Origin of the sequence: Variovorax robiniae (assembly GCF_037889955.1) — a bacterium.
Lineage (GTDB): Bacteria > Pseudomonadota > Gammaproteobacteria > Burkholderiales > Burkholderiaceae_C > Variovorax > Variovorax robiniae.
Genome location: NZ_JBBKZS010000003.1, coordinates 103,480 through 129,482, shown reverse-complemented (window position 1 = coordinate 129,482; position 26,003 = coordinate 103,480). Strand labels below are relative to the sequence as shown.

Annotated in this window: 23 protein-coding genes; 22 read left to right on the top strand and 1 reads right to left on the bottom strand. The window is 67.0% G+C overall.

Annotated features, from left to right (window positions below):
• Positions 1–5: 5 nt before the first annotated feature.
• Entirely contained in the window at positions 6–749 is a 744-nt protein-coding gene (locus tag WKW79_RS08765) for a hypothetical protein (RefSeq protein ID WP_340334753.1), read from the bottom strand.
• Between WKW79_RS08765 and dapF the strand changes: the two genes are divergently transcribed.
• The 22 genes from dapF to WKW79_RS08655 all read left to right on the top strand — a co-directional run bounded on the left by dapF (position 748) and on the right by WKW79_RS08655 (position 26,002).
• A complete protein-coding gene (dapF, locus tag WKW79_RS08760; RefSeq protein WP_340334752.1) occupies positions 748–1,623 on the top strand; it encodes a diaminopimelate epimerase in 876 nt (291 codons plus the stop codon). The two genes, WKW79_RS08765 and dapF, sit on opposite strands and share 2 nt — an antisense overlap.
• On the top strand, positions 1,620–2,309 hold the full coding sequence (locus WKW79_RS08755; RefSeq protein WP_340334751.1) for a DUF484 family protein: 690 nt from the start codon (positions 1,620–1,622) through the stop codon (positions 2,307–2,309). Before dapF ends, WKW79_RS08755 begins: the two co-directional genes overlap by 4 nt.
• Entirely contained in the window at positions 2,306–2,935 is a 630-nt protein-coding gene (locus WKW79_RS08750) for a YdcF family protein (RefSeq protein ID WP_340334750.1), read from the top strand. The genes WKW79_RS08755 and WKW79_RS08750 overlap by 4 nt, the downstream gene beginning before the upstream one ends.
• A gap of 24 nt (positions 2,936–2,959) precedes the next feature.
• Complete coding sequence (locus WKW79_RS08745; RefSeq protein ID WP_340334749.1) at positions 2,960–3,946, top strand: tyrosine recombinase XerC; 987 nt, start codon at positions 2,960–2,962, stop codon at positions 3,944–3,946.
• The gene (locus WKW79_RS08740) at positions 3,943–5,148 is read left to right on the top strand and encodes a class I SAM-dependent rRNA methyltransferase (RefSeq protein WP_340334748.1); all 1,206 of its coding nucleotides are present in this window, start codon (positions 3,943–3,945) and stop codon (positions 5,146–5,148) included. Before WKW79_RS08745 ends, WKW79_RS08740 begins: the two co-directional genes overlap by 4 nt.
• A gap of 95 nt (positions 5,149–5,243) precedes the next feature.
• Positions 5,244–6,290 carry a CobW family GTP-binding protein gene (locus tag WKW79_RS08735; RefSeq protein ID WP_340334747.1) on the top strand — a complete coding sequence of 349 codons (1,047 nt, stop codon included), beginning with the start codon at positions 5,244–5,246 and terminating at the stop codon, positions 6,288–6,290.
• Between the two features lie 624 nt (positions 6,291–6,914).
• The gene (dksA, locus tag WKW79_RS08730) at positions 6,915–7,562 is read left to right on the top strand and encodes an RNA polymerase-binding protein DksA (protein ID WP_422823841.1); all 648 of its coding nucleotides are present in this window, start codon (positions 6,915–6,917) and stop codon (positions 7,560–7,562) included.
• Between the two features lie 171 nt (positions 7,563–7,733).
• A complete protein-coding gene (locus WKW79_RS08725) occupies positions 7,734–9,317 on the top strand; it encodes an STAS domain-containing protein (RefSeq protein WP_340334745.1) in 1,584 nt (527 codons plus the stop codon).
• A 45-nt stretch (positions 9,318–9,362) separates the two neighbouring features.
• The gene (hslV, locus tag WKW79_RS08720; protein ID WP_340334744.1) at positions 9,363–9,908 is read left to right on the top strand and encodes an ATP-dependent protease subunit HslV; all 546 of its coding nucleotides are present in this window, start codon (positions 9,363–9,365) and stop codon (positions 9,906–9,908) included.
• A 17-nt stretch (positions 9,909–9,925) separates the two neighbouring features.
• Entirely contained in the window at positions 9,926–11,254 is a 1,329-nt protein-coding gene (hslU, locus tag WKW79_RS08715; RefSeq protein ID WP_340334743.1) for an ATP-dependent protease ATPase subunit HslU, read from the top strand.
• A 258-nt stretch (positions 11,255–11,512) separates the two neighbouring features.
• On the top strand, positions 11,513–11,944 hold the full coding sequence (gene mraZ, locus WKW79_RS08710) for a division/cell wall cluster transcriptional repressor MraZ (RefSeq protein WP_340334742.1): 432 nt from the start codon (positions 11,513–11,515) through the stop codon (positions 11,942–11,944).
• Positions 11,945–11,952: 8 nt separating this feature from the next.
• Positions 11,953–12,876 carry a 16S rRNA (cytosine(1402)-N(4))-methyltransferase RsmH gene (rsmH, locus tag WKW79_RS08705; protein ID WP_340334741.1) on the top strand — a complete coding sequence of 308 codons (924 nt, stop codon included), beginning with the start codon at positions 11,953–11,955 and terminating at the stop codon, positions 12,874–12,876.
• A 14-nt stretch (positions 12,877–12,890) separates the two neighbouring features.
• The gene (gene ftsL / locus WKW79_RS08700; protein WP_340334740.1) at positions 12,891–13,229 is read left to right on the top strand and encodes a cell division protein FtsL; all 339 of its coding nucleotides are present in this window, start codon (positions 12,891–12,893) and stop codon (positions 13,227–13,229) included.
• A 1-nt stretch (position 13,230) separates the two neighbouring features.
• Positions 13,231–14,979 (top strand): peptidoglycan D,D-transpeptidase FtsI family protein, encoded by a 1,749-nt coding sequence (locus WKW79_RS08695; protein ID WP_340334739.1) that lies wholly within the window; start codon positions 13,231–13,233, stop codon positions 14,977–14,979.
• The gene (locus WKW79_RS08690) at positions 14,979–16,478 is read left to right on the top strand and encodes a UDP-N-acetylmuramoyl-L-alanyl-D-glutamate--2,6-diaminopimelate ligase (RefSeq protein ID WP_340334738.1); all 1,500 of its coding nucleotides are present in this window, start codon (positions 14,979–14,981) and stop codon (positions 16,476–16,478) included. Before WKW79_RS08695 ends, WKW79_RS08690 begins: the two co-directional genes overlap by 1 nt.
• A complete protein-coding gene (locus WKW79_RS08685; protein WP_340335176.1) occupies positions 16,478–17,905 on the top strand; it encodes a UDP-N-acetylmuramoyl-tripeptide--D-alanyl-D-alanine ligase in 1,428 nt (475 codons plus the stop codon). The genes WKW79_RS08690 and WKW79_RS08685 overlap by 1 nt, the downstream gene beginning before the upstream one ends.
• Positions 17,906–17,923: 18 nt before the next feature.
• On the top strand, positions 17,924–19,102 hold the full coding sequence (gene mraY / locus WKW79_RS08680) for a phospho-N-acetylmuramoyl-pentapeptide-transferase (RefSeq protein WP_340334737.1): 1,179 nt from the start codon (positions 17,924–17,926) through the stop codon (positions 19,100–19,102).
• Positions 19,103–19,109: 7 nt separating this feature from the next.
• Positions 19,110–21,236: a UDP-N-acetylmuramoyl-L-alanine--D-glutamate ligase gene (murD, locus tag WKW79_RS08675; RefSeq protein ID WP_340334736.1), complete on the top strand. Its 2,127-nt coding sequence runs from the start codon at positions 19,110–19,112 to the stop codon at positions 21,234–21,236.
• Positions 21,233–22,525 (top strand): putative lipid II flippase FtsW, encoded by a 1,293-nt coding sequence (ftsW, locus tag WKW79_RS08670; RefSeq protein ID WP_340334735.1) that lies wholly within the window; start codon positions 21,233–21,235, stop codon positions 22,523–22,525. The genes murD and ftsW overlap by 4 nt, the downstream gene beginning before the upstream one ends.
• Positions 22,522–23,580, top strand: coding sequence for an undecaprenyldiphospho-muramoylpentapeptide beta-N-acetylglucosaminyltransferase (murG, locus tag WKW79_RS08665; RefSeq protein ID WP_340334734.1), 1,059 nt, complete (start codon positions 22,522–22,524; stop codon positions 23,578–23,580). The genes ftsW and murG overlap by 4 nt, the downstream gene beginning before the upstream one ends.
• A complete protein-coding gene (murC, locus tag WKW79_RS08660) occupies positions 23,577–25,028 on the top strand; it encodes a UDP-N-acetylmuramate--L-alanine ligase (RefSeq protein WP_340334733.1) in 1,452 nt (483 codons plus the stop codon). The genes murG and murC overlap by 4 nt, the downstream gene beginning before the upstream one ends.
• A 2-nt stretch (positions 25,029–25,030) precedes the next feature.
• Complete coding sequence (locus tag WKW79_RS08655; protein ID WP_340335175.1) at positions 25,031–26,002, top strand: D-alanine--D-alanine ligase; 972 nt, start codon at positions 25,031–25,033, stop codon at positions 26,000–26,002.
• The last annotated feature ends 1 nt before the right edge of the window (position 26,003 follow it).

The window sequence follows — 26,003 nt, the reverse complement described above, 5'->3', positions numbered from 1 at the left end:
AGCCTTCAGTCGCTGATTTCCCTCGCATTCGGCGCCAGCCTCCCTGACAACCCGATCGGCGTGCGGATAACGATGCGCGAACGCGGCATGTACCGGTGCAACAGGTGCTCGATGTCGATATAGCCACCCGCATTGAGCCGCTCGACCATCCGCTCGATCATCCGTCCGTAGGCACTGCGCACCGTCGGCAGCAGGCATGCATCGAAGGAATACAGGCGCGACATCAGCTGGAAGTTGTCCGTGGGGTCGTTGCCCGTGACTTCCGGCGTGAACTGGCTCGTGAACCTGCCCGAGAAGACCATCTGCCCCCGGCAGCGCGGATCGTCGTAGTCGCCGATGCGAAATCGCTCGTCCAGCCGGTACCGCCCCGACATCTTGAATATGCGATCGACGCCACCCAGCAGCGCTTCCTGGCTGTGCAGGAAATGATGAAAGCAGGTCATTTCCGTCAGGTTCTTGACCACGTCGAGGTTCGGCACCTTCCAGATCGCCTGCACGTCGTGCAGCCCCGAGTAGTCGAACAGCCGCGTCACCCGCGCGGACAGCAGTTGCGTCTGCGCCGGCCGTAGGCCGACGCCGCACATGTCCAGCAAATGAATGGCCGCGTCGGGCGCGTGCAGGCGGATTGAATCGATCGTGCCCAGCGTGTCCCGCAACCGTTCTTCCGGCGTGAACATGCCCGCGCTCGAATTGATCGCGCTCGACACGATGAAGGCGGTCCGCATGCCGCGCAGGATAATCGTGCCCATGCGAATTCGCTTCACCAAGATGCAAGGGGCCGGCAATGACTTTGTCGTGCTCGACGAGACCCGCGGCAGCCTCGGCCTCACGCCTGCGCAATACCGCTTCCTCGGCAACCGCCACTTCGGCGTCGGCGCCGACCAGATCCTGACCGTGCGGCCCTCGCCGGCGCCGGACATCGACTTCCAGTACGTCATCCACAACTCGGATGGCGGCGAGGTGGAGCAGTGCGGCAACGGCGCGCGCTGCTTCATGCGCTTCGTGCGCGAGCGCGGCCTCACCACCAAGGACGCGGTGCGGGTGCAGACGCTTTCGGGCGTGATCGAGCCGCGCATGGGCGCCGACGGCCGCGTCACCGTCGACATGGGCGCGCCCATCTTCGAACCCGACAAGGTGCCTTTCGACACGGCCGGCCTCTCGCCGCAGCCCGAGGGCAAATGGCACACCTGGCACCTGGCCGTCAGCACCCATGCGGAGAGCGCGATCCTCGCCGTCGCCGTGCTGTCGATGGGCAACCCGCATGCAGTGCAGGTCGTTCGCGATGTCGACACCGCGCCGGTGGCCACGCAAGGCCCCCTCATCGAACATCACCCGCGCTTCCCGCAGCGTGTGAATGCCGGCTTCATGCAGGTCGTCGACCGTTCGCGGATCCGGCTGCGCGTATTCGAGCGTGGCGCGGGCGAGACGCTGGCCTGCGGTACCGGCGCCTGTGCAGCCGTGGTGTCGGGCATCCGGCTCGGCCTGCTCGACAATCGCGTCGACGTGGAAACGCGCGGGGGGCTCCTCACCATCGAATGGGCGGGTGTCGGCCAGCCGGTGTTCATGACCGGCCCGGCCGTGACCGTCTTCGAAGGCGACATCGAGGTCCCCGAGCAGCCATGAAACCCACCCATTCCGACGCCATGAATCCGATCACCGAAGACGACATCGCCAACTACCTCGCCAACACGCCCGACTTCTTCGAACGCCATGCGCAACTGCTAGCGCAGGTGCAACTGACGAGCCCGCATGGCAACCGCGCCGTCAGCCTGCAGGAACGCCAGGCCGAGATGCTGCGCGAGAAGATCAAGGCGCTGGAACACCGCGTGATGGACATGGTGCGCCACGGCACCGAGAACGTCGTCACCGCCGACCGGTTGCAGCGCTGGACGCGGGGCCTGCTGACCACGCGCGACGCGCGCGGCCTGCCCTGGCAGATCGCCGCCGACCTGCAGACGCTCTTCATGGTGCCGCAGACCGCCATCAAGGTGTGGGACTGCGACGTGCCCTACTGGAGTGAGGGCTACGCCCAGTGGGTCACGGACGACGTGAAGACGCTGGCCACCTCGCTCACCGCGCCGTATTGCGGGCTCAATTCCGGCTTCGAGGCGGCCAACTGGCTGGGTGATGCGCGCGCCGCCGTGTCCATCGCGCTGATTCCGCTGCGCGCTGAGCCGGGCGCGCCGGCCTTTGGCCTGCTGGTGCTGGCGTCGCCTGATGCGCAACGCTTCAATCCCGAGATGGGCACCGACTTCCTGGAGCGAATCGCCGACCTGGCTTCGGCCGCGCTCTCGCGGCTGCGGCCTTGAACCTGCTGGCCCGCGCGAAGGCCTGGCGCTGGCGCCTGCTGTCCGCGGCGCTGGTGCTCTGCGCGCTGCACGGGTCGCTGGCCGCCATGATCTGGCAGAACGCGCACGAACGCATCGCGCATCCCCCCACGGGGCAGGCCGATGCCGCGCTGGTGCTCGGCAACCGCGCCTATCTCAGCGGCGAGATCAATCCCTGCCTCACCAATCGTGTCGATCGCGGCATCGAACTTGCGCGCAGCGGCCAGGTGCGGCAACTCGTCGTGTCGGGCGGCAAGGACACCGAGGACGCGCGCATCGAGGCCCAGGTCATGGAGGCCTATGCGCGGGAGGTCGGCTTCACCGGCACCGTGCTGCAAGAGTCGCAGTCGTCATCGACACGCCAGAACCTCGCCATGTCCTGGCCGGTGCTGGAGGCGGCCGGCGTCAAGCGCGTCATCGTCGTGTCCGACCCGTACCACCTCTGGCGCATCGAGCGGCTGGCGCGTGCGAGCGGCTTCGACCGCGCCTTCGACGTGCAATACGCGGCGGCATCGCCCACCTGCGGGCGGGCCCCGTTCCTGTTCTTCAAGGGCGTGGTGCGCGAGCCGCTGGCGATCGTCAACAATGCGCTGGCCGGCTATTTGTAGCGTGTACCTGAAAGGAGATTCGCCGTGGGTTCGGACCTGATCGAGCGGTATCTGGAGCATGTGCGCGTCGAGCGCCGCTTGGCCGCGCGCACGGTCGAGCTGTATGCGATCCACCTGCGCACGCTGGCCGAGAAGGCCGCAGCCGCCAACATGCCGCTCGAGCAGGTGCAGACCGCCCACATCCGCCGCTGGATGGCCCAGTTGCACGGGGCAGGGCGCGAATCGCGCGGCATTGCGCTGGTGCTCTCTTGCTGGCGCGGCTTCTATCGCTGGATGGGCAATGAGCGCCTGGTCGACGCGAATCCGGTGCAGGACGTGCACGCTCCCAAGGCCGACCGTCCGCTGCCCAAGGCCCTGGCCGTCGACGACGCCGTGCGGCTGGCGGAACACCATGATGCCGAGGCCGACCCGTGGACCGAGGCGCGCGACCACGCGATCGTCGAGCTGCTCTACGGCTGCGGCCTGCGTGTCAGCGAACTGGTCGGGCTGGACGTGCGGGCCAGCACGGTCGCGCGTGGCTGGGTGGACCTGGCTGCGGGCGAGGCGCAGGTGTTGGGCAAGGGCGGCAAGCGGCGCAATGTGCCGGTTGGCGCCAAGGCCAGCGAGGCGTTGACCGCGTGGCTTGCCGTACGCGACGACTGCGCCGCGCTGGAGGCGGCCCGGTTGCGCGACCCGCAAGGCGCCGCGGCGCTCTTCATCGGTCGCAACGGCGCGCGATTTTCAGCACAAGCCGTCTGGAAGGCCCTGCGCGTTCGCAGCCTGAAGGCGGGCCTTCCGGCGCCCGTGCATCCGCACATGCTGCGCCACTCGTTCGCGAGCCACCTGCTCCAATCGAGCAGCGACCTGCGCGCGGTGCAGGAACTGCTCGGCCACGCCAACATCACCACCACGCAGGTCTACACGCGGCTGGACTTCCAGCATCTGGCCAAGGCGTATGACGCGGCCCATCCACGCGCCAAGGTGCGCTCCGAGACTCGGCCGAAAGCAAAGGCCACCAGGGAACCCAAATGAAAGCATTGCGGCTGCGGCCGGGCAAGGAGCGGTCGCTGCTGCGCCGCCATCCGTGGATCTTCGAATCGGCCATTGCCAAGGGCGGCGGGGATGCGGGCGAGACGGTGCGTGTCGAGTCGCACGAGGGCAAGTTCCTGGCATGGGCGGCATTCAGCCCGGTGTCGAAGATCCGCGCCCGGGCCTGGAGCTTCGACGAGGCGCAGCGCATCGATGCCGCCTTCTTCTCCGGGCGCGTCGCCCGTGCGGTCAACGCCCGCGGCCTGTTCGACCTGCAAAGCGATGGCGTGCGCTTGATCCATGGTGAGGCCGACGGCCTGCCCGGGCTGATCGTCGACCGATACGGTGACACGCTGGTCGCGCAGTTCCTCTCCGCCGGTGTGGAGCGCTGGAAGGCGGTACTGGCCGATGCCCTGCTGGCCGCCACCGGCCTGGCCACGCTCTATGAACGCTCCGACGCCAGCGGCGCCGAGCGCGAAGGCCTGAAGCCCACCACCGGCTGGCTGCGCGGCGAAGGTCCGACCGAGCTCACCATCCGCGAGCACGACTGGCAGTTGTCGCTCGACATCGCCACCGGCCACAAGACCGGCTTCTACCTCGACCAGCGCGACAGCCGACAGCGCTTCGCGCAGATCGCCGCGCACCGCAAGTTCCGCCGCGTGCTGAACTGCTTCTGCTACACCGGCGGCTTCACCGTCGCAGCCCTGGCCGGCCTGCGCGCCGCGGGCGCCCTGGCGGGCGCGGAACTGACCTCCGTCGATTCCTCCCTGCCCGCCCTGAAGCGGGCCGAAGCCCACGTCGCCCTCAATGGCTTCGCGGGTGCCAGCAACCAGTACCTCGACGCCGACGTCAACGCCTCGCTGCGCCGCTTCATCGCCGAAGGCAAGACCTTCGACGCCATCGTGCTGGACCCGCCCAAGTTCGCCCCCACGGTGGCCCATGCCGAGCGCGCCGCCCGCGCCTACAAGGACATCAACCGCCTCGCCCTGCAACTGCTGGTGCCCGGCGGCGTGCTGTTGACCTTCTCCTGCTCCGGCGGCATCGGCGCCGACCTGTTCCACAAGATCGTCGCCTCCGCCGGCCTGGATGCCGGCGTCGACGGCTACATCAGCGAACGCCTCGGCGCCGCCCCCGACCATCCCATGACCATCGAGTTCCCTGAGGGCGAGTACCTCAAGGGGCTTGTAGTCGTGAGAAGGCCCTGAATCCCCTGCATCCAAGCCCGGCCCTACTGAAGCAGGCCCATTCCGAGCCCGCTAAACTTTCGCCCCTTTCCCTGTTTTAGCGACCGGAGCACCCCATGGCCCTCATCCCCGCCACCATCCTCACCGGCTTCCTCGGCTCCGGAAAGACCACGCTGCTCAAGCGCATCCTGACCGAGGCCCACGGCCAGAAGATCGCCGTGATCGAGAACGAGTTCGGCGAGGAAAACATCGACAGCGACATCCTCGTCACCGAGTCGAAGGAGCAGATCGTGCAGATGAGCAACGGCTGCATCTGCTGCACCATCCGCGAAGACCTGCGCGAGGCCTTGCAAGTGCTGGCCGCCAAGAAGCGCAAGGGCCTGCTCGACTTCGACCGCGTGGTCATCGAAACCACCGGCCTGGCCGATCCCGGCCCGGTCGCCCAGACCTTCTTCATGGACGACGAGATCGCTGAAAGCTATTTGCTCGACTCGATCCTCACGCTGGTCGATGCCAAGCATGCGCCCCAGCAACTGAACGACCGCCAGGAGGCCCGCCGCCAGGTCGGTTTCGCCGACCAGATCTTCATCAGCAAGAGCGACCTGGTCGCCGCCGACGAGACGGAGGCGCTGATCCACCGCCTCAAGCACATGAACCCGCGCGCGCCGCAGCAGACCGTGCATTTCGGCGAGGTGCCCCTGTCCTCCGTGTTCGACCTGCGCGGCTTCAACCTCAATGCCAAGCTGGACATCGACCCCGACTTCCTCAAGGAAGACGACCACGACCATCACGACCACGAACACGGCGAGAACTGCGACCATCCTTCGCATGCCCACGAGGGCCACGGCCACCATCACCACACGGACGACGACGTCAAGAGCTTCGTCTACAAGGCGGACCGCCCCTTCGACCCGGCCCGCCTGGAGGACTTCCTCGGCGCCATCGTCAACATCTACGGCCCGCGCATGCTGCGCTACAAGGGTGTGCTGAACATGAAGGGCACCGAACGCAAGGTGATCTTCCAGGGCGTGCACCAGTTGATGGGCAGCGACCTTGGCCCGGCCTGGGGCCCGGACGAAGCCCGCCAGAGCCGCATGGTGTTCATCGGCATCGAGTTGCCGCGCGAGATCCTGGAGCAGGGTCTCGACCAGTGCCTCGTTTAAGCTCTCCCCCAGGTCGCTGCCCCACTGCGTGGCGCGACTTCCACCCCCTCACCGGGGGCGACATCAGTGGCCCGGCGAAGCCGGTTCCACGATGTCCCAGGCATGGACCGGCGCCCCGGCGAAGCCGCTTTACTGGTGTTCCCGGAACCGAAATGCGTCAAGTCTTGCGCTGCCTCAAGGCAGCTTGACACTTTCGTCTATACAATCGCGCGCCTGTTCCGGGAGGCGCTTTCATTTGCCATGGCAGAAGAGAAGTCACTACCGGCACAGTAGAGAGCGCGTTCGTGGTCTGAATTCGGGGGTATAACCCGTGGTCGCTGCTGGCGAGCTTGCAATAAAAATCGGGAACCCGCGAGGCATGTGTTCGCAAACGTTCTTGCGGGGAGAGAGTACCTGTAGAGCGCGATCCAGCCCGTCCTAGGAGCCAGTACCGTGAAGAAACCCGCCGCCGAGGCCGCGTCCGCCGCACCAGCCGTCAAGAAGACGGCCGGCAAGCAGGCTGCGCCAGAAGCGCCCAAGGCTTCCGCCACGAAAACCAGCTCCACCGCGCCCCTCACTGCCACTTCCGCAAAACCGGCCAGTCATCCTGCCGTCCCTTCCGCTTCCGCTTCTGTCACGACCCCCATGAAAAAAACGGCTGCCGCCCCCACCCCCGCTCCGGCCCCTGTCACGCCGGCCCCCCGCGTCGGACGCGTTTCGCGCCTGTCCCAGCTGACCGTGCCGTCGATGGCCCAGTCCGTGGCCTCCACCGCCGCCAAGTCCAGCTTCACCCAGGTCGCCTCGACCGCGCTGGTGCCGCCGCCGCACGTCGCGCTCAAGAAAGACCCCAAGCTCGCCAACAACTGGAAGACCAAGACGCCGGAACAGCTGACCGATCCCGAAGTCATCGCCATGCCCGACAGCGAGTACATGAACGAGAAGCAGATGGCCTACTTCCGGCTCAAGCTGGTCGGCCTGAAGCAGGGCATCCTCGAGAACGCCGGTGAAACCACCGAGCACCTGCGCGAAGACACGGTGGTCGTGCCCGACCCGGCCGACCGCGCCACCATCGAGGAAGAACACGCCCTCGAACTGCGCACCCGCGACCGCGAGCGCAAGCTGCTCAAGAAGATCGAGCAGTCGATCCAGCGCATCGACGCCGGCGACTACGGCTACTGCGACGAGACCGGCGAGCCGATCGGTGTCGGCCGCCTGCTGGCCCGCCCGACGGCCACGCTGTCGCTGGAAGCGCAACAGCGCCGCGAGCTCAAGCAGAAGATGTTCGGTGATTAAGGGCTCCTGACATGAAGGCCCACCCCCGAAGCGCCTGCGGCGCCTCCCCCTCGAGGGGGCGCGCCCAGCGGCCTTGCAAAGCCGGTTCCGCGGGTGCCCACGAACAGGCATTGCGCGCCCGGGTTTCATACGTTGCGGGTCACGCGATAGATAGTGTGGTGAAGAACTGATATGCCCAAAGAGGAGCCTGGCCGGCTGCTGTCCAAGGTAGCCAAGTTCGTCCGCAACCCGCTCAAGGACTGGGCAGAACTGGACGAGCAGGATGCCGGCTCGGCCGACACCGGCTACAGCCGGGAGATGCTCAAGGAAATGATCGAGCGGCGGCAGCGCAATGACTTCGTGCGCCGCCGCGAATTCGACATGCTGCGCAAGCTCCGTCAACGCGAAGCCGCCGGCTCGCGCGACGCCACGCCGTCCTCCTTCAGCATCAGCAGCACCACCGGCAAGACCGCGGGCCGCGCGCTCACGCTCAAGAAGATCGACGAGATCGAAGAGCAGATGTCGCAGCAATGGTGGAAGAACCGCCAGCAGGGCGCCAATGGCGAGGCCATGACGCCGGCCGCCATGGCCGCGCAACAGGCCCGCGCCTACGCGGACACCGAGCCGGGACAGGCGCCTCCGATTCCTCCCGACACCGCGTCCGACGCGGCGAACCTGCCGCGCCCCCCGGGCATCGACAGCGGGCTCGAGGAGGCCGCGATCCGCTTCGCTCATGGCGACGATCCCGGCGCCGAGGCGATCTTGCTCCAGACGCTGGCGCCCGAGAGCCCGCAGGCCGACAACGTCGAGATCTGGCGCGCCCTGCTCGACTTCTATCGCGCCACTGGCGATTTCGACAAGTTCTCGCAGACGAGCATGCGCTACGCCCAGCGCTTCAAGAAGCCGGGGCCCGAATGGATTTCGCTGCGCGCATTGGCGCGCGAGGTGCAAGTGGCCGGCGCGGTCGACCCCGATGGCGGTGTCAGCGCACCGGAAGGCATGGACTGGTCCTGTCCACAGCAGCTGACCCGCGGCGGTCTGGCTGGCTTGACGCAGGCTCTTTCCGGCGCCGGCCCGGTCTGGACGCTCGACTGGCGCAATCTCTCGGGCATCGACGCCGAAGCCGCCGGGCCCTTGCGCGCCCTCATGGAGCATTGGGCCGGTTCGCCGGTGCAGTTGCGATTCGCGGGATCGGACAACCTGCTGGACGTGCTGGGCACGGCCACACCCACCAACAACCGCAACATCGAGCCGGTCTGGTGGCAGTTGCGCATGGCCATCCTGCGCGTGATGAACGACGTCGACGGTTTCGAGCTGACGGCACTCAACTACTGCATCACCTACGAGGTGTCGCCGCCGCCCTGGGAAGACCCGGCCGGCAGCTACGCCGCGGTGGACGTGGCGGCGCCCCTGCCGAAGACCTCGACAGGCATGTCGCTGGCCAGCGTGCGCATGGGCCTCGGGACTTCGGTGGAGCCGGCGCCGGCGCCGGCGGTCGCGGGCCACAACCTGCTGGTCGGCGAGTTGACTGGCGAATGCCACGACGTCCTGCACGAGCTTGACGCGGAGCTGGTCGGCGCGGAAGTGCCGACGGTGTCGTGCGCCGCCCTGGTCCGCATGGATTTCGCCGCGGCCGGCACCCTGCTCAATTGGGCGATGGCACGCGCCGCGCGCGGCCAGCGGGTCGAGTTCGTCGACGTGCAGCGCATGCTGGCCGCTTTCTTCAAGGTGATCGGCATTGCCGACCACGCCTCGGTCGCTGTGCGCGCGAATTAACCGGGCGGGGCTTGCATCGCCCCGCCACAACCCCAAGTGGCTTCGATGGAACAGTTTCACGGAACGACGATCGTCAGCGTGCGTCGCAAGACCCCCACCGGCGACCAGGTCGCGATCGGCGGCGATGGCCAGGTCACGCTGGGCAACATCGTCATCAAGGGCACCGCGCGGAAGGTGCGTCGCCTCTATCACGGCAAGGTGCTGGTCGGCTTTGCCGGCGCCACGGCCGACGCTTTCACCTTGTTCGAGCGCTTCGAGGCCAAGCTGGAGAAGCACCAGGGGCAACTGGCGCGTGCCGCCATCGAGCTCACCAAGGACTGGCGCACTGACCGCGTGCTGCGCCGGCTCGAAGCCATGCTCGCCGTGGCCGATGCCACCACCTCGCTGATCATCACCGGCAACGGCGACGTGCTGGAGCCCGAAGGCGGCATCGTGGCGATCGGATCGGGCGGTGCCTATGCGCAGTCGGCGGCCAAGGCTTTGCTGGACCACACCGACATGCCGGCAGATCAGATCGTGAAGAAATCGCTCGAGATCGCGGGCGAGCTCTGCATCTACACCAACATGAACCACACCGTCGAAATGCTCTGAGGCTGCGCCGTCCCACCATGTCCATGACCCCTCAGGAAATCGTCTCCGAACTCGACAACCACATCGTCGGCCAGCCGCAAGCCAAGCGCGCCGTGGCCATTGCGCTGCGCAATCGCTGGCGCCGGCAGCAGGTGGACGACAAGCTGCGCGCCGAGATCACGCCGAAGAACATCCTCATGATCGGCCCGACCGGCGTCGGCAAGACCGAGATCGCGCGCCGCCTGGCCCGTCTGGCCGACGCGCCCTTCATCAAGGTGGAGGCGACCAAGTTCACCGAAGTGGGCTATGTCGGCAAGGACGTCGACTCCATCATCCGCGACCTGGCCGAGATCGCCGTCAAGCAGACGCGCGAATCCGAGAGCGCCAAGGTGCGCATGCGGGCCGAGGACGCGGCGGAAGACCGCATCCTCGACGTTCTGCTGCCATCGGCGCGCAACGCCGAGGGCGTGGTCGAGGCCGACAGCAACAACGCCACCCGCCAGGCCTTCCGCAAGAAGCTGCGCGAGCACCAGCTCGACGACAAGGAAATCGAGATCGACCTGGCCGAGGCCCGTGCCCCGCTGGAGATCATGGGCCCGGCCGGCATGGAGGAGATGACCGAGCAGTTGCGCGGCATGTTCGGCCAGCTCGGCAGCCAGAAGCGCAAGACGCGCAAGCTCAAGATTTCCGAAGCCATGCGTCTCCTGGTCGACGAGGAGGCCGGCAAGCTCCTTAATGAAGACGAGGTGCGCGCGCAGGCCATCAGCAGCGCGGAGCAGAACGGCATCGTCTTCATCGACGAGATCGACAAGGTGGCCACCCGCAGCGAATCGTCGGGCAGCCCCGACGTCTCGCGCCAGGGCGTGCAACGCGACCTGCTGCCGCTGGTCGAAGGCACGGCCGTCAGCACCAAGTACGGCGTGGTGCGCACCGACCACATCCTGTTCATCGCCAGCGGCGCCTTCCACCTGAGCAAGCCGAGCGACCTGATTCCTGAACTGCAGGGCCGCTTTCCGATCCGGGTGGAGCTGTCTTCGCTCTCCGTCTCGGACTTCGAGAGCATCCTCACCCAGACCCGCGCCTCGCTGGTCAAGCAGTACCAGGCGCTGCTCGCCACCGAGGGCGTCACGCTGGAATTCACGCCCGACGGCATCACCCGGCTGGCCAGCATCGCCTTCGAGGTCAACGAGCGCACCGAGAATATCGGCGCCCGCCGTTTGTCGACGGTGATGGAGCGCCTGCTCGACGAAGTCAGCTTCGACGCGACCAAGCTGGAAGGCCAGACGGTGCGCATCGACGCCGCCTATGTGGACGCCCGTCTGCAGGCATTAAGTCACAACGAGGACCTTTCCCGGTTCATCCTCTGAGCCACGCGGCCGCTCTGGCCGCTTCACGCATCACATTCAGTGCGTGATCTAAGTGCTTCATTTTCAACGACATTCACGTTTTTGAGCCCTCGAAAACGCCGCTAAGTCGTTGATTCCATTACAAAAAATAGCCGCGACCGTCTGTTGCGACGTACTTGTTTCCTGCTACAGTGCAAAAAAGTGCAGTTAAGTGGGAAAAAGTGTCTGTAAAAGCCCCATTCGGAGGTTTTTCACCGTCTCACAACCAAGGTCGTTTTCGTGTTTCAAGGCGCTTCATCGCTGAGTCTGGATGCAAAGGGGAGGCTGTCCGTGCCGACCCGGCACCGTGACGTCCTCAGCGCGACCGCCAACGGCCAACTCACCATCACGCGCCATCCGCACGGCTGCCTGATGATCTTCCCGCGCCCCGCATGGGAGCAGTTCCGCGAGCGCATCGCCGCGATGCCGCTCAAGGACCAATGGTTGAAGCGCCTGTTCCTCGGCAACGCGATGGACGTCGACATGGACGGCACCGGCCGCATCCTCGTCTCGCCGGAACTGCGTGCCGCCGCCAACATCGGCAAAGACACCTTGCTGCTCGGCATGGGCAGCCATTTCGAGCTCTGGGACAAGGCCACGCACGACGCCAAGGAAGCCGAGGCACTCGCCGCCGGCATGGCTGATGGCGCGATCCAGGACCTGGCGTTCTGAAGGCGACCGTGGACAACGAATGGACCCACAAGACCGTCTTGTTGAACGAAGCGGTCGACGCCCTGTTTGCCGACGCACCGGCAGCAGCGGGCACACATGTGGACGCCACCTTCGGGAGGGGTGGGCACTCCCGCCTCATCCTTTCAAGGCTGGGGCCGGAGGGCCGCCTCATCGCGTTCGACAAGGACGCGGAAGCGGTCGCCGAAGCAACGCGCATCACGGATGCGCGTTTTTCCATCCGTCACCAGGGCTTCCGCGACATCGGCGAGTTGCCCTCGGGCAGCGTGGCCGGCCTGTTGATGGACCTGGGGATCAGCTCGCCGCAGATCGACAACCCGGCGCGCGGATTCAGTTTTCGATTCGACGGCCCCCTCGACATGCGCATGGACACCACGCGCGGCGAGAGCGTGGCCGACTGGCTGGCGACAGCCGAACAACAGCAGATTGCCGAGGTAATACGTGACTATGGCGAAGAACGGTTTGCTGTTCCGATTGCAAAGGCGATTGTTGCTCGCCGACAGGAACGGGGCCCAGTTTCAACCACCACCGAACTGGCCGAGCTCGTGGCTGGCGCGGTCAAAACCCGCGAGCAGGGCCAGAACCCTGCAACGCGCACATTTCAGGCTCTTCGGATTTTCATCAACGCCGAGCTTGAAGAGCTGCAACAAGCGCTAGAAGCGAGCATCGACGTGTTGCAACCCAAGGGCCGGCTGGCGGTGATCAGCTTCCACTCGCTGGAAGACCGGATCGTCAAGCAGTTCATCGCGAAGCATTCGCGCGAGGTGTACGACCGCCGCGCGCCCTTTGCCGCGCCGGTGGCGATGAAGCTGCGCAGCGTGGCGCGCATCTTCCCGTCGGATGCCGAGGTGGCGGCCAACCCGCGCGCCCGCAGCGCCGTGCTGCGCGTGGCCGAGCGCACCGAGACCGTCTAGAGAGAACTGAACAGATGGCCCGGCTCAACCTGCTCCTGCTCATCGCCGTCCTCGCGACGGCGTTGCTGCTCGTGCATACGCAGTACCGGTCGCGCCAGCTGTTCACCGAGATGGAGCGCGTCAATGCCGAGGCGCACCGGCTCGAGGTCGAGTTCGACCGCCTCCAGGTCGACAAGCGGGCCCAGGCCACGCCGCTGCGGGTGGAAAAGCTGGCCAAGGAGCAGCTGAAGATGGCGACCACCACGCCCGCCATCACGCTTTACGTCCGCCAGGACGGCAGCGTCATCCCGGCCGTGGTGTCGCCGCCGCCACCGTTGCCCGCCGGTGCTGCTCCTGCGAAGAAAGGCCACTGATATGCCTCGTCGCAGCGTTCAATACACGACCAGCCCACTGCTCGCGAGCAAGACCCCGGTCTGGCGCAGCAAGTTCATCGTGGCCGGCGTGGCCATCGGCTTCCTCGCGCTGGCCGGCCGCGCCGCCTATGTGCAGGTGCTCAACAACGCCTTCTTCCAGCGGCAGGGCGAGGTGCGCTATGCCCGCACGCTGGAGCTGCCGGCCAACCGTGGGCGCATCCTCGACCGCAACGGCCTGATCCTCGCGTCGAGCGTCATCGCGCCGAGCGTCTGGGCCATCCCGGAGGACATCGAGCGGGACGACCCCGAGGTGCGGGCCAAGCTCAAGCAGGTGGCCAAGCTGCTCGGCATGGCGCAGAAGGACTTCGACAAGAAACTGGCCGACGAGGACAAGACTTTCGTCTGGATCCAGCGCCAGGTCGACGAGCCCATCGCCAAGCAGATCGCCGCGCTGAACATCGACGGCATCTACCTGCGCAAGGAATACAAGCGCCAGTACCCGGAAGGCGAAGCGGCCGCGCACGTGGTCGGCTTCACCAACGTGGAAGACCACGGGCAGGAAGGCATCGAACTGGCCTTCGACAAGGACCTGGCCGGCAAGCCGGGCTCGCGCCGCGTGATCAAGGACCGGCTCGGCCGCGTGGTCGAGGCCGTGGGCGATACGATCCCGCCGGTCGACGGCAAGGACATCCAGCTCAGCATCGACAGCAAGGTGCAGTTCTTCGCCTATCAGAAGCTGCGCGACGCGGTCACGACCAACAAGGCCAAGGCCGGCAGCGTGGTGGTGCTGGATTCCATCACCGGCGAGGTGCTGGCCCTTGCCAACTACCCGAGCTACGTGCCGGACAAGCGCCAGAACCTGACCGGCGAGATGCTGCGCAACCGCGCGTTGACCGACACCTTCGAGCCCGGCTCGACGATGAAGCCGATCACCATCGCGACCGCGCTGGAACTCAAGCGCGTGACGCCGCAGACGCTGATCGACACGTCTCCCGGCCGGCTCACCATCACCGGCTCGACCATCAGCGACACGCACAACTACGGCACGCTGACCGTCGAAGGCGTGATCCAGAAGTCGAGCAACATCGGCGCCACCAAGGTCTCGCAGAAACTCGCGCCGCGCGAGATGTGGGAGTCCTTCAGCTCGCTCGGCTTCGGCCAGAAGCCGCAGCTGACCTTCCCGGGCGCCGTGACCGGGCGGCTGCGCCCGTGGAAGAGCTGGCGGCCGATCGAGCAGGCGACCATGTCGTACGGCTATGGCCTGTCGGCCTCGCTGTTCCAGATGGCGCATTCGTACACCGCGTTTGCCCACGACGGCAGCCTGATCCCGGCGACGATGCTCAAGAGCGACGTGCCCGCGGTGGGCGTGAAGGTGTTCTCGGCCGAGAACGCGAAGGCCGTGCGCCGCATGCTGCAGATGGCGGCCGGCCCCGGCGGCACGGGGCCGCTGGCGCAGACCATCGGCTACTCGGTCGGCGGCAAGTCCGGCACCGCGCACAAGCAGGTCGGCAAGGGCTACGCGAGCAACAAGTACCGCTCATGGTTCACCGGCATGGCGCCGATCGAGAAGCCGCGCATCATCGTCGCGGTGATGCTCGACGAGCCGACCGCGGGCAGCTACTTCGGCGGCATCGTGGCCGCACCGGTGTTCAGCGAAGTCGTGCAGCAGACCCTGCGCATGATGAACGTGGCGCCCGACCTGGCGGTGAAGCCGGCGGTCGTGAGCAAGGGCGTGGAGGAAAGCTTCTGATGGACGACATCCGCTTCAAGTCGCCCAACGAAGCCGGCCACTGGCTGCGCTCGCGCGTGGGCGGGCACCTGCATGCGGACAGCCGTCGTGTCGGCGATGGCGATGGCTTCATCGCCTGGCCTGGCGCGGCAGTCGATGGCCGCGCGCATGTGAACGCGGCGCTGGCGCAGGGCGCGGTGGCTTGCCTTGTGGAGCGCGAGGGTGTGGAGGCCTACGGCTTCGAGAGCGATTCGGTCGCCGCCTATGAAGGACTGAAGGCGGCCACCGGGCCGATCGCAGCATCGTTCTACGGCTGGCCGTCGACCCAACTCGCGCTGCTGGCCGTGACCGGCACCAATGGCAAGACCTCGACCGCCTGGTGGCTCAGCGAGGCCCTGGCGGCGCATGAAAAATTGGGCCCGTGCGCGGTGGTGGGCACGCTGGGAATCGGCGTGCCGCCGGACCTGGCCTACACCGGCCTGACCACGCCCGACCCAGTGATGTTGCAACGCGAACTGCGCGGCTTCGTGTCGCGCGGCTTCGGCGCCTGCGCCATCGAGGCTTCGTCGATCGGCATTGCCGAGCGCCGGCTGGACGGCTGTGAGATCCGTGTGGCCGTGTTCACCAATTTCACGCAGGACCATCTGGATTACCACGGCAGCATGGATGCCTACTGGCAGGCCAAGGCCGAACTGTTCCGCTGGCCGGGGCTGCGCGCCGCGGTGGTCAACATCGACGACGTGCATGGCGCCAGCCTGGTCGGCAACCTCCTCGACGGCGGCACGGGCTCGCTCGACGTGTGGACAGTCACCGCCGCCGGCGGCCCGGCGCGACTGGCCGCACATGACATCGGCTATGGGCCGGAAGGCCTGCGCTTCTCGGTGACGGAATTGGGCGGCGGTACGCAGAGCCTGTCGACCCGGCTGATCGGGCAATACAACGTGTCGAACCTGCTCGGAGTGATCGGCACCTTGCGCGCGCTGGGACTTTCGCTCGACGACGCGGTGAACGCCTGCCGCGGACTGGGCAGCGTGCCCGGGCGCATGGAGCGTGTCGCGGTCGAGGACCAGCCGCTCGTGGTGGTCGACTATGCCCACACCCCTGATGCGCTCGACAAGGCGCTGGAAGGCCTGCGACCCCTTGTCACCGAACGCGGCGGCAAGCTGTGGTGCCTGTTCGGCTGCGGCGGCGACCGCGACCCAATCAAGCGCCCGATGATGGCGGCGGTGGTGGAGAAGGCGGCCGATCGCGTGGTGGTGACCAGCGACAACCCGCGCACCGAGAAGCCGGCCGCGATCATCAGCCAGATCATGCTGGGCCTGGCCCAGCCCGAGGAAGCGCAGATCGAGCCCGATCGGGCCAAGGCGATCGCCGACACCATCGCGCAAGCCGCGCCGCAGGACGTGGTGCTGCTGGCGGGCCGGGGCGACGAGGCCTGGCAGGAAGTGGACGGCGAAAAGATTGCCTTCTCGGACCGCGTGCATGCGGCGGAAGCGCTGGCGCGGAGGGCGGCGCCATGATGATGACGCTCGCGCAAGCCCAGGCCTGGATTCCGGGCGCACGCCTGGTGGGCGATGCGGCCACGCCCATCGCTCGCGTGCACACGGACACGCGCACGCTCGCGGCTGGCGACCTGTTCGTGGCGCTCAAGGGCGAGCGCTTCGATGCCAATGAGTTCCTGGCCGATGCCAAGGGCAGCGGTGCCGCCGCGGCCATCGCGCATGGTGGCCTGGAAGCCGCGGGCCTGGCGGGACTGGAAGTCCCCGATTCGCTGGTCGCGCTGGGCGCACTGGCGGCCGGGTGGCGTTCGCAATACGCGCTGCCGTTGATCGCGGTCACCGGCAGCAACGGCAAGACCACGGTCACGCAGATGATCGCGAGCATCCTGCGCAACGCGGCGGGTGACGACGCGCTGGCAACTGTTGGCAACTTGAACAATGAGATCGGCGTGCCGCTCACGCTGTTGCGCTTGCGTGCACAGCATCGGCTCGCGGTGGTCGAACTCGGCATGAATCATCCGGGCGAGATCGCGCGCCTGTCCGCCATCGCGCGGCCGACCGTGGCGCTGGTCAACAACGCACAGCGCGAGCACCAGGAGTTCATGGCCACGGTGGAAGCTGTGGCGTTGGAGAACGGTGCGGTCCTGTCCGCGCTGCCGGTCGATGGCACGGCGGTGTTCCCGCATGGCGATGAATTCACGCCGCTGTGGACGCGGCTCGCCAGCGAAGGCGAGGGCGCGCGCCGCCATTGCCTCACCTTCGGCGAAGACGCGGCGGCCAGCGTGTCGCTGGTGGCGGCCGAATGGCTGGGTCAGGCCTGGCGGGTCAGCGCCCGTACGACGTTGGGCGATCTGCGCTTCACGCTGCGCATTGCGGGTCGTCACAACGTGTTGAACGCACTGGCATCGGTGGCCTGCGGGCTCGCGGCCGGTGTGTCGCTGGACCACATCGCCCACGGCCTCGACGCCTTCGAGCCGGTCAAGGGCCGTTCGCGCGCCAGTGCGCTGCAACTGGCCAATGGCCGCAGTGTGACGGTGGTGGACGACAGCTACAACGCCAACCCCGACTCGGTGCGCGCAGCCATCGACGTGCTGGCCACGCTGCCCGCACCCCGCCTGCTGGTGCTCGGCGACATGGGCGAGGTGGGCGACCAGGGCGAACGCTTCCACGCGGAAGTGGGTGCCTGGGCCCGCGAACGCGGCATCGATCATTTTTTTGCGCTCGGCGCGGCCACGACCCACAGCGTCGCGGCCTTCGGCCAAGACCCGGCCCGAGCGCGCCATTTCGAAAGCATCGAGCCGCTCAATGCGGCGGTGCTCGCACTGCTGCCGCAAGCCGGCAGCGTGCTCGTCAAAGGATCGCGCTTCATGCGCATGGAGCGCGTGCTGCAGGCGATGGCCGAAGCCGCGACCCCATCACAACAAGAGGAGACCGGTCATGACCATTGAAACGCTCGGTTTCAACACATGCTGCTGAGCCTCGCCCAGTGGCTGCAAACGCTCACACCCGAGTTCGGGTTCCTGCGCGTGTTCCAGTACCTCACCTTCCGTGCGCTGGCGGCGTCGATGACGGCGCTCGTCGTGGGGCTGGCGGCCGGGCCCTATGTGATCCGGCGCCTGGCTGCGCTGAAGATCGGCCAGCCGGTGCGCGGCTACGGCATGGAGACGCACCTGAGCAAGAGCGGCACGCCGACGATGGGCGGCGTGCTGGTGCTGTTCTCGATCGTGCTGGCGACGCTGCTGTGGTTCGACTTGTCGAATCGCTTCGTCTGGATCGTGCTGTTCGTGACGCTGGGCTTCGGCGCGATCGGATGGGTCGACGACTGGCGCAAGGTGGTGCGCAAGGACCCGGAAGGCATGCGCTCGCGCGAGAAGTACATGTGGATGTCGGTGGTCGGCCTGCTGGCGGCCTTCTACCTGCTGTTCAGCATTTCGGAAAGTTCCAACTGGCGCGTGCTGCAGTTGTTCTATGCCTGGGTACGCTCCGGCTTCGACCTGAACTTCCCACCGAAGACCAACCTGCTGGTGCCCTTCTTCAAGGAGATCAGCTATCCGCTGGGCGGCATCGGCTTCGTCATCCTGACCTATCTGGTGATCGTGGGCGCGAGCAATGCGGTGAACCTCACCGACGGTCTGGATGGGCTGGCGATCATGCCGGTGGTGATGGTGGGCTCGGCGCTGGGCGTGTTCGCCTACGTGACGGGCAGCGTGGTGTATTCGCGCTACCTGTTCTTCCCGCACATCCCGGGCTCGGGCGAACTGCTGGTGTTCTGCTCGGCGATGGCCGGTGCGGGCCTGGCCTTCCTCTGGTTCAACACGCATCCGGCGCAGGTGTTCATGGGCGACGTGGGTGCGCTCGCGCTGGGTGGCGCGCTGGGGACCATTGCGGTGATCGTGCGGCAGGAGATCGTGTTCTTCGTGATGGGCGGCATCTTCGTGGTGGAGGCGCTCTCCGTGATGATGCAGGTGAGCTACTTCAAGTACACCAAGAAGCGCTTCGGCGAAGGCCGGCGCATCCTGAAGATGGCGCCGCTGCACCATCACTTCGAGAAGAGCGGTTGGCGCGAGACGCAGGTCGTCGTGCGCTTCTGGATCATCACGATGCTGCTGTGCCTCGTGGGTCTGTCCACGCTGAAGCTGAGGTGAGCCAAGCGTGAAGCATCTCAAAGACCTGCCCGTCCTGATCCTCGGCCTTGGTGCCTCGGGGATGGCGATGGCGCGCTGGTGCGTGCGCAACGGTGCGCGGGTGACGGTGGCGGATACGCGCGAGGCGCCGGCGTTGCTGGGTCAACTGCGCGAGGAAATGCCGGACGTGGGGTTTGTCGGCGGGGCCTTCGTGGCCGGGCTGGTGGAAGGCACGGCGATTCGCGCGGTGTATCGCTCGCCGGGTCTGTCGCCGGCGACCATTGCGCCGGTCGTGGATGCGGCGCGGGCAATGGGGCTCGCCGTGGGCGGAGAGCTGGACCTGTTCGCGCGGGCGCTGCTGGACCTGCGGACGGTGGATGTGCCGGTGGTTGCGGAGGCTTCGACGGCTGAGTCGGACGGGCAGGCGGGCCTGCCTTTCGAGGCGGCTGCGGAGCCCGTGGCTTCTGTCGCATCGTCGAGTGACGAGATGCAGGCCCCCGCCGCGATCGAGCCGCTGCCAGCCGCCGAAGCGGTCGCCATCGATGCGCAGCCTGAAGCGGCTGCTGCGCCGATCATCGAAGCGGAACCTGTCGCACCGGCACTCGCCACGGTGCCGGAGTCACTTGCTGAAGTGGAGCCCATTGACGCAGCGATGGACGCAGGCCCGGCGCCAATTGTCGATGCGGAGCAGGGTGAGGAAGCGCCGCAAGACGGCACTCTGTCGAGCGTGCCAGCCGAGTCCTCGGAAGCACCAGTCGAACTCTCGTCCGAGTCCGCCGAAGACACACCTGTGTCCAGTGAACCCGCTGCGCCAAGGATCAGCGCACCGACGCACCAGCCTGGCAAGCCCTACGTCCGCACCGCGGCCAAGGAAGCGGCCGAATTCGTCGCGCGCATTGCGGAACTCTCCGTCCCCGTCGCACTGACCGTGCCCGAGGAAGCAGCACCGAAGCCGGTGCTGGTCGCAGCACCCGAGGCACCCAAGGGCTACACGCCCTCGGTCCTCGCCATCACCGGCACCAACGGCAAGACCACCGTCACCTCGCTCACCGGCCAACTGGTCGAACGCGCAGGCAAGACCGTCGCCGTCGCCGGCAACATCGGCCCGACGCTGCTGGACACGCTCAGCGCCCACATCGACGCCGACACGCTGCCGGAAGTCTGGGTGCTGGAGTTGTCGAGCTTCCAGTTGGACGGCGTGCAGGGCTTCGAGCCCACGGCCGCGACGGTCCTGAACCTGACGCAGGACCACCTCGACTGGCACGGCGACATGGCCGCGTACAGCGCGGCCAAGGCACGCATCTTCGGCAGCAAGGGCCTGCTGGTCCTGAACCGCGACGACGACGCGGTGATGAAGATGCTGCCTGCACCCATCCGCGTGAAGCTGCAACGCCCGCAGTACCGCACGTACATCAGCTTCGGCGCGGGCATGCCGCTTCGCCCGGGCGACTTCGGAATCGAGCGCGTCAACGGCATGGCCTGGCTGGTGCGTGCGCTGGAAGCGGACGAAACGCAGAAGCGCAAGCGCGGCGCAGCGCAGGTGGAAGAAGAAATCTTCGTGCAGCGCCTGCTGCCGGCCAATGCGCTGCGCATTCGCGGCCAGCACAACGCGCTCAACGCGCTGGCCGCGCTGGCGCTGGCCAGTGCCGCAGGTTGCCCGCTGGGCCCGATGCTCTACGGCCTGCGTGAATACCGCGGCGAGCCGCATCGCGTGGAGCCGGTCGACATCGTGCATGACGTCGAGTATTTCGACGACAGCAAGGGCACCAACGTCGGCGCCACCGTGGCGGCACTGATCGGGCTGGGTGTGGACCGGCGCATCGTGCTCATCCTGGGCGGCGAGGGCAAGGGGCAGGACTTTTCGCCGCTGGCCGCACCGGTTCGTCAGTACGCACGCGCTGTCGTGCTCATCGGCCGCGACGCGCCGATCATCGAGGAAGCCTTGGCGGGCACGGGCGTCTCGCTGGTGCATGCGGGCTCCATGGAAGAAGCGGTGCAAGCGGCCGCGAAGCGCGCCAATCCCGGCGATGCGGTGCTGCTGTCGCCGGCCTGCGCCAGCTTCGACATGTTCAAGGACTACGCGCACCGCGCCGCCGTGTTCTGCGAGGCCGTGCAAGAGCTCGCGAACTTGCCTGCGGAAGGAGACGCCGAATGACCCAGGCCGTCTCCAACACCCCGCGCGAAGGCGGTGGCTTCAGCGGCTGGTTTCGTCGCGCCAAGACCGGCATCGACGCGCTGCCGATGCACCTGCCGGTGCGCCTCGGCGGCGCAGACATCTCCCAGACCAAGGCCACGCCGATGCGTGTGCTCGGCTTCGACCAGGCCTTGCTGTGGGTCACGCTGGCGCTGCTGGCATGGGGTCTGGTAATGGTCTATTCGGCCTCCATCGCCCTGGGCGACAACCCGCGCTTCTCGCGCATGAACTACAGCCAGTACTACTTCGTGCTGCGGCATGCCCTGTTCCTCGGCGTGGCCTTCGTGGCGGCGCTGCTGGCCTTCCAGGTGCCGATGAAGACCTGGGAGCGCGCGGCGCCGTGGCTTTTCATTGCTGCCTTGCTGTTGCTGGTGGCCGTGTTGGTCCCGCATGTGGGGCGCAGCGTGAACGGCGCGCGCCGCTGGATTCCGCTCGGCTTCATGAGCTTCCAGCCGTCGGAACTGGCCAAGCTCGCGATGGTCTTCTATGCCTCCAGCTACATGGTGCGCAAGATGGAGATCAAGGAGCGCTTCTTCCGTGCCGTGCTGCCGATGGGCGTGGCCGTGGTGGTGGTCGGCATGCTGCTGCTGGCAGAGCCCGACATGGGGGCCTTCATGGTGATCGCTATCATCGCGATGGGCATCCTGTTCCTGGGCGGCGTGAACGCGCGCATGTTCTTCGTGATCGCGATGCTGGTGGTGGTGGCCTTCGGGATGATCGTGGCCTCGTCGCCTTGGCGGCGCGAGCGGATCTTCGCGTACCTCGATCCGTTCGGTGAAGCCAACGCGCTCGGCAAGGGCTACCAGCTGTCGCACTCGTTGATCGCGATCGGGCGTGGCGAGGTGTTCGGCGTGGGCCTCGGTGGCAGCGTCGAGAAGCTGCACTGGCTGCCTGAAGCGCACACCGACTTCCTGATGGCCGTGATCGGCGAGGAGTTCGGCCTGGTCGGCGTGCTGCTGGCCATCGCGCTGTTCTTCTGGCTGACGCGCCGGATCATGCACATCGGCCGCCAGGCGATTGCGCTGGACCGCGTGTTCTCGGGCCTGGTCGCGCAAGGCATCGGCATCTGGATCGGCTTCCAGACCTTCATCAACATGGGCGTGAACCTGGGCGCATTGCCGACCAAGGGGCTGACGCTGCCATTGATGAGCTTTGGCGGGTCGGCGATCCTGATGAACCTCATTGCGCTGGCAGTGGTGCTGCGCATTGACTACGAGAACCGCGTCCTCATGCGAGGAGGCCGGGTATGAAGACGGCACTCGTCATGGCAGGCGGCACGGGCGGGCACATCTTCCCGGGCCTGGCTGTGGCCGAAGAGTTGCGCACGCGCGGCTGGCGCGTGCATTGGCTCGGCGCGCCGGGCAGCATGGAGCAACAGTTGGTTCCTCCGCGCGGCTTCGCCTTCGAGCCGGTGCAGTTCGGCGGCGTGCGCGGCAAGGGGCCGATGACGCTGGTCTTCCTGCCGCTCAAGCTGTTGCGTGCGTTCATGCAGAGCATCGCGGTGGTGCGTCGCGTGAAGCCGGATGTCGTGATCGGCCTCGGCGGCTACATCACCTTCCCGGGCGGCATGATGAGCGTGCTGCTCGGCAAGCCGCTGGTGCTGCATGAGCAGAACTCGGTCGCGGGCATGGCCAACAAGGTGCTGGCCAGCGTGGCGGACCGCGTGTTCAGCGCCTTCCCCAATGTCATGAAGAACGCGAAGTGGGTCGGCAATCCCCTGCGCGCCGCGTTCCTGTCGCAGCCGGGTCCGCAGGAGCGCTTTGCCGGGCGCAGCGGGCCGCTCAAGCTGCTCGTCGTCGGCGGCAGCCTCGGCGCCAAGGCGCTCAATGCCGTGGTGCCCAAGGCGCTGGCCTTGATCGCCCCCGCGATGCGTCCCGCCGTCACGCACCAGGCCGGTAGCAAGCAGATCGACGAGCTGCGCGCCAACTACGCCGCGGCCGGCGTCGAAGGCAACCTGACGCCCTTCATCGAAGACACCGCCAGCGCCTATGCCGACGCCGACCTCATCGTCGCGCGCGCCGGCGCCAGCACCGTCACAGAAATCGCAGCCGTGGGCGCTGCCACGCTGTTTGTTCCTTTTCCCTCGGCGGTCGACGACCACCAGACCACCAACGCCCGCTTCCTCGTGGATGCGGGCGGCGGCTGGCTGGTGCAGCAGACCGAACTGACGCCTGAATGGTTGGCTGATTTGCTACAGAAGACATCCCGCGACGAACTCGTCGCACGGGCCCTCAAGGCGGGCACGATGAAGAAAACAGAAGCGGTCGACGAAGTCGTCCGCGCGTGTGAGGAGCTCGCCCAATGAAGCACGCGATTCACCACATCCACTTCGTCGGCATCGGTGGCGTCGGCATGAGCGGCATTGCGGAAGTGCTGCTCAATCTCGGCTACACGATCTCCGGTTCCGATCTGGCCGACAGCGCCACGCTGCGTCGTCTCGCGGGCCTGGGCATCCACACCTATGTGGGCCATGCCGCGGCCAACATCGCCGGTGCCGATGCGGTCGTCACCTCGACGGCGGTGCAGGGCGGCAGCAATCCCGAGGTGCTCGCGGCCCGTGAGAAGAAGATCCCGGTGGTGCCGCGCGCCATGATGCTGGCCGAGCTGATGCGCCTCAAGCAGGGCATCGCCATCGCCGGCACGCACGGCAAGACGACGACCACCAGCCTGGTGGCCAGCGTGCTGGCCGCGGCTGGCCTGGACCCGACCTTCGTCATCGGCGGCCGCCTCAACAGCGCCGGCGCCAATGCGCAACTGGGCAGCGGCGACTACATCGTGGTCGAGGCCGACGAGTCGGACGCGTCCTTCCTGAACCTGCTGCCGATCATGGCGGTGGTCACGAACATCGATGCCGACCACATGGAGACCTACGGCCATGACTTCGGCAAGCTGAAGAAGGCCTTCGTCGACTTCCTGCACCGCATGCCCTTCTACGGCGTCGCGATCCTGTGCACTGACGATCCGGCCGTGCGTGCCATCGTGCCCGAGGTGTCCTGCCCGGTGACGAGCTACGGCTTCAACGAAGGCGCGCAGGTGCGCGCCGTCAATGTGCGTGCGGTCGGTGGGCAGATGCACTTCACGGTGCAGCGCCGCAACGGCGTCACGCTGCCCGACCTCGACATCGTGCTGAACCTGCCCGGCGAGCACAACGTGCTCAATGCGCTGTCGGTGATCGCGGTGGGCGTCGAACTCAACGTGCCGGACGAAGCCGTGCAGCGCGGCTTGGCCGAGTTCACCGGCGTGGGCCGTCGCTTCCAGCGCTATGGCGAAGTCGCTGCAAAACAGTCCGAAGGCAGCTTCACGCTGATCGACGACTACGGCCATCACCCGGTCGAGATGGCGGCCACCATTGCCGCGGCGCGCGGCGCATTCCCGGGTCGTCGCCTGATGCTGGCCTTCCAGCCGCACCGCTTCACCCGCACGCGCGACTGCTTCGAGGATTTCGTGAAGGTCATCGGCAACGCCGACGCGGTGTTGCTTGGCGAGGTCTACGCGGCCGGCGAGCAGCCGATCGTGGCAGCCGATGGCCGTTCGCTGGCGCGTGCGTTGCGAGTGGCCGGCAAGGTGGAGCCCGTGTTCGTCGATGACATCGCGGCCATGCCGCAGGCGATTCTCGACAACGCGCGCGATGGTGATGTGGTGATCTGCATGGGTGCAGGTTCGATTGGCGCCGTGCCGGCCCGGGTGGTGGAACTCGGCGGCGCGGCGGCGGAAAAGTTGGAGCGCGGAACGCGCGAAGGGCGGGCATTGTGAGCATCGACGTGAGATCCCTGGGCAAGGTGGCCGTGCTGTTCGGCGGCAGTTCCGCCGAGCGCGAAATCTCGATCCTGTCGGGCACCGGCGTGTTGCAGGCCTTGCAGTCGCGCGGCGTCGATGCGCATGCCTTCGATCCGGCGCAGCGCGATCTCGCCGATCTCAAGCGCGAAGGTTTCGCGCGCTGCTTCGTCGCGCTGCATGGCCGACACGGCGAGGACGGCACGGTGCAAGGCGCGCTGGAACTCATCGGCATCCCCTACACCGGTTCCGGCGTGCTGGCATCGAGCCTGGCCATGGACAAGGTCATGACCAAGCGGCTGTGGCAGGCCGATGGATTGCCCACACCCAAGTACGTGCGCCTCGCGCACGACCAGCAAAGCCGCGAGCAGATCCGCGCCGTGCCCGACGTGCTGGGCCTGCCGCTGATCGTCAAGCCGCCGCGCGAAGGCTCGTCGATCGGCGTGACCAAGGTGCAGGGCTATTCGCAGATGCAGGACGCAGTGACGCTGTCCGCGAAGTACGACGCTGATGTGCTCTGCGAGGAATTCATCGAGGGCGAGGAAGTGACTTGTGCCGTGCTGGGCCAGGGCCTGGGTGCGGTGGCGCTGCCCGTGGTGCGCATCGCCGCCCCCGAAGGCGCCTACGACTACCAGAACAAGTACTTCACCGACGACGTGAAGTACCACTGCCCGAGCGGCCTGCCGGAAGCCGAGGAGCGCGCCATCCAGCACATCACGCTGGCCGCCTACCACACGCTCGGCTGCCGCGGCTGGGGCCGCGCCGACCTGATGATCCGCGCCAGCGACCGCAAGCCCTTCCTGCTGGAGATGAACACGTCGCCCGGCATGACCAGCCACTCGCTGGTGCCGATGTCGGCGCGTGCGGCGGGGACGAGCTACGAGGATCTTTGCCTCAAGGTGTTGGCGTCCGCGGCACTGGATTCAACCGCGGGGCGGAGCGCAGAGGCCTGAC

What these genes read in the sequence shown, in the direction of transcription:
- dapF (WP_340334752.1), top strand. Translation starts at nt 748, where the DNA reads ATGCGAATTCGCTTCACCAAGATGCAAGGGGCCGGCAATGACTTTGTC.
- WKW79_RS08765 (WP_340334753.1), bottom strand. Translation starts at nt 749, where the DNA reads ATGGGCACGATTATCCTGCGCGGCATGCGGACCGCCTTCATCGTGTCG.
- WKW79_RS08755 (WP_340334751.1), top strand. Translation starts at nt 1,620, where the DNA reads ATGAAACCCACCCATTCCGACGCCATGAATCCGATCACCGAAGACGAC.
- WKW79_RS08740 (WP_340334748.1), top strand. Translation starts at nt 3,943, where the DNA reads ATGAAAGCATTGCGGCTGCGGCCGGGCAAGGAGCGGTCGCTGCTGCGC.
- WKW79_RS08735 (WP_340334747.1), top strand. Translation starts at nt 5,244, where the DNA reads ATGGCCCTCATCCCCGCCACCATCCTCACCGGCTTCCTCGGCTCCGGA.
- dksA (WP_422823841.1), top strand. Translation starts at nt 6,915, where the DNA reads ATGAAAAAAACGGCTGCCGCCCCCACCCCCGCTCCGGCCCCTGTCACG.
- WKW79_RS08725 (WP_340334745.1), top strand. Translation starts at nt 7,734, where the DNA reads ATGCCCAAAGAGGAGCCTGGCCGGCTGCTGTCCAAGGTAGCCAAGTTC.
- hslV (WP_340334744.1), top strand. Translation starts at nt 9,363, where the DNA reads ATGGAACAGTTTCACGGAACGACGATCGTCAGCGTGCGTCGCAAGACC.
- hslU (WP_340334743.1), top strand. Translation starts at nt 9,926, where the DNA reads ATGTCCATGACCCCTCAGGAAATCGTCTCCGAACTCGACAACCACATC.
- ftsL (WP_340334740.1), top strand. Translation starts at nt 12,891, where the DNA reads ATGGCCCGGCTCAACCTGCTCCTGCTCATCGCCGTCCTCGCGACGGCG.
- WKW79_RS08695 (WP_340334739.1), top strand. Translation starts at nt 13,231, where the DNA reads ATGCCTCGTCGCAGCGTTCAATACACGACCAGCCCACTGCTCGCGAGC.
- WKW79_RS08690 (WP_340334738.1), top strand. Translation starts at nt 14,979, where the DNA reads ATGGACGACATCCGCTTCAAGTCGCCCAACGAAGCCGGCCACTGGCTG.
- WKW79_RS08685 (WP_340335176.1), top strand. Translation starts at nt 16,478, where the DNA reads ATGATGACGCTCGCGCAAGCCCAGGCCTGGATTCCGGGCGCACGCCTG.
- mraY (WP_340334737.1), top strand. Translation starts at nt 17,924, where the DNA reads ATGCTGCTGAGCCTCGCCCAGTGGCTGCAAACGCTCACACCCGAGTTC.
- ftsW (WP_340334735.1), top strand. Translation starts at nt 21,233, where the DNA reads ATGACCCAGGCCGTCTCCAACACCCCGCGCGAAGGCGGTGGCTTCAGC.
- murG (WP_340334734.1), top strand. Translation starts at nt 22,522, where the DNA reads ATGAAGACGGCACTCGTCATGGCAGGCGGCACGGGCGGGCACATCTTC.
- murC (WP_340334733.1), top strand. Translation starts at nt 23,577, where the DNA reads ATGAAGCACGCGATTCACCACATCCACTTCGTCGGCATCGGTGGCGTC.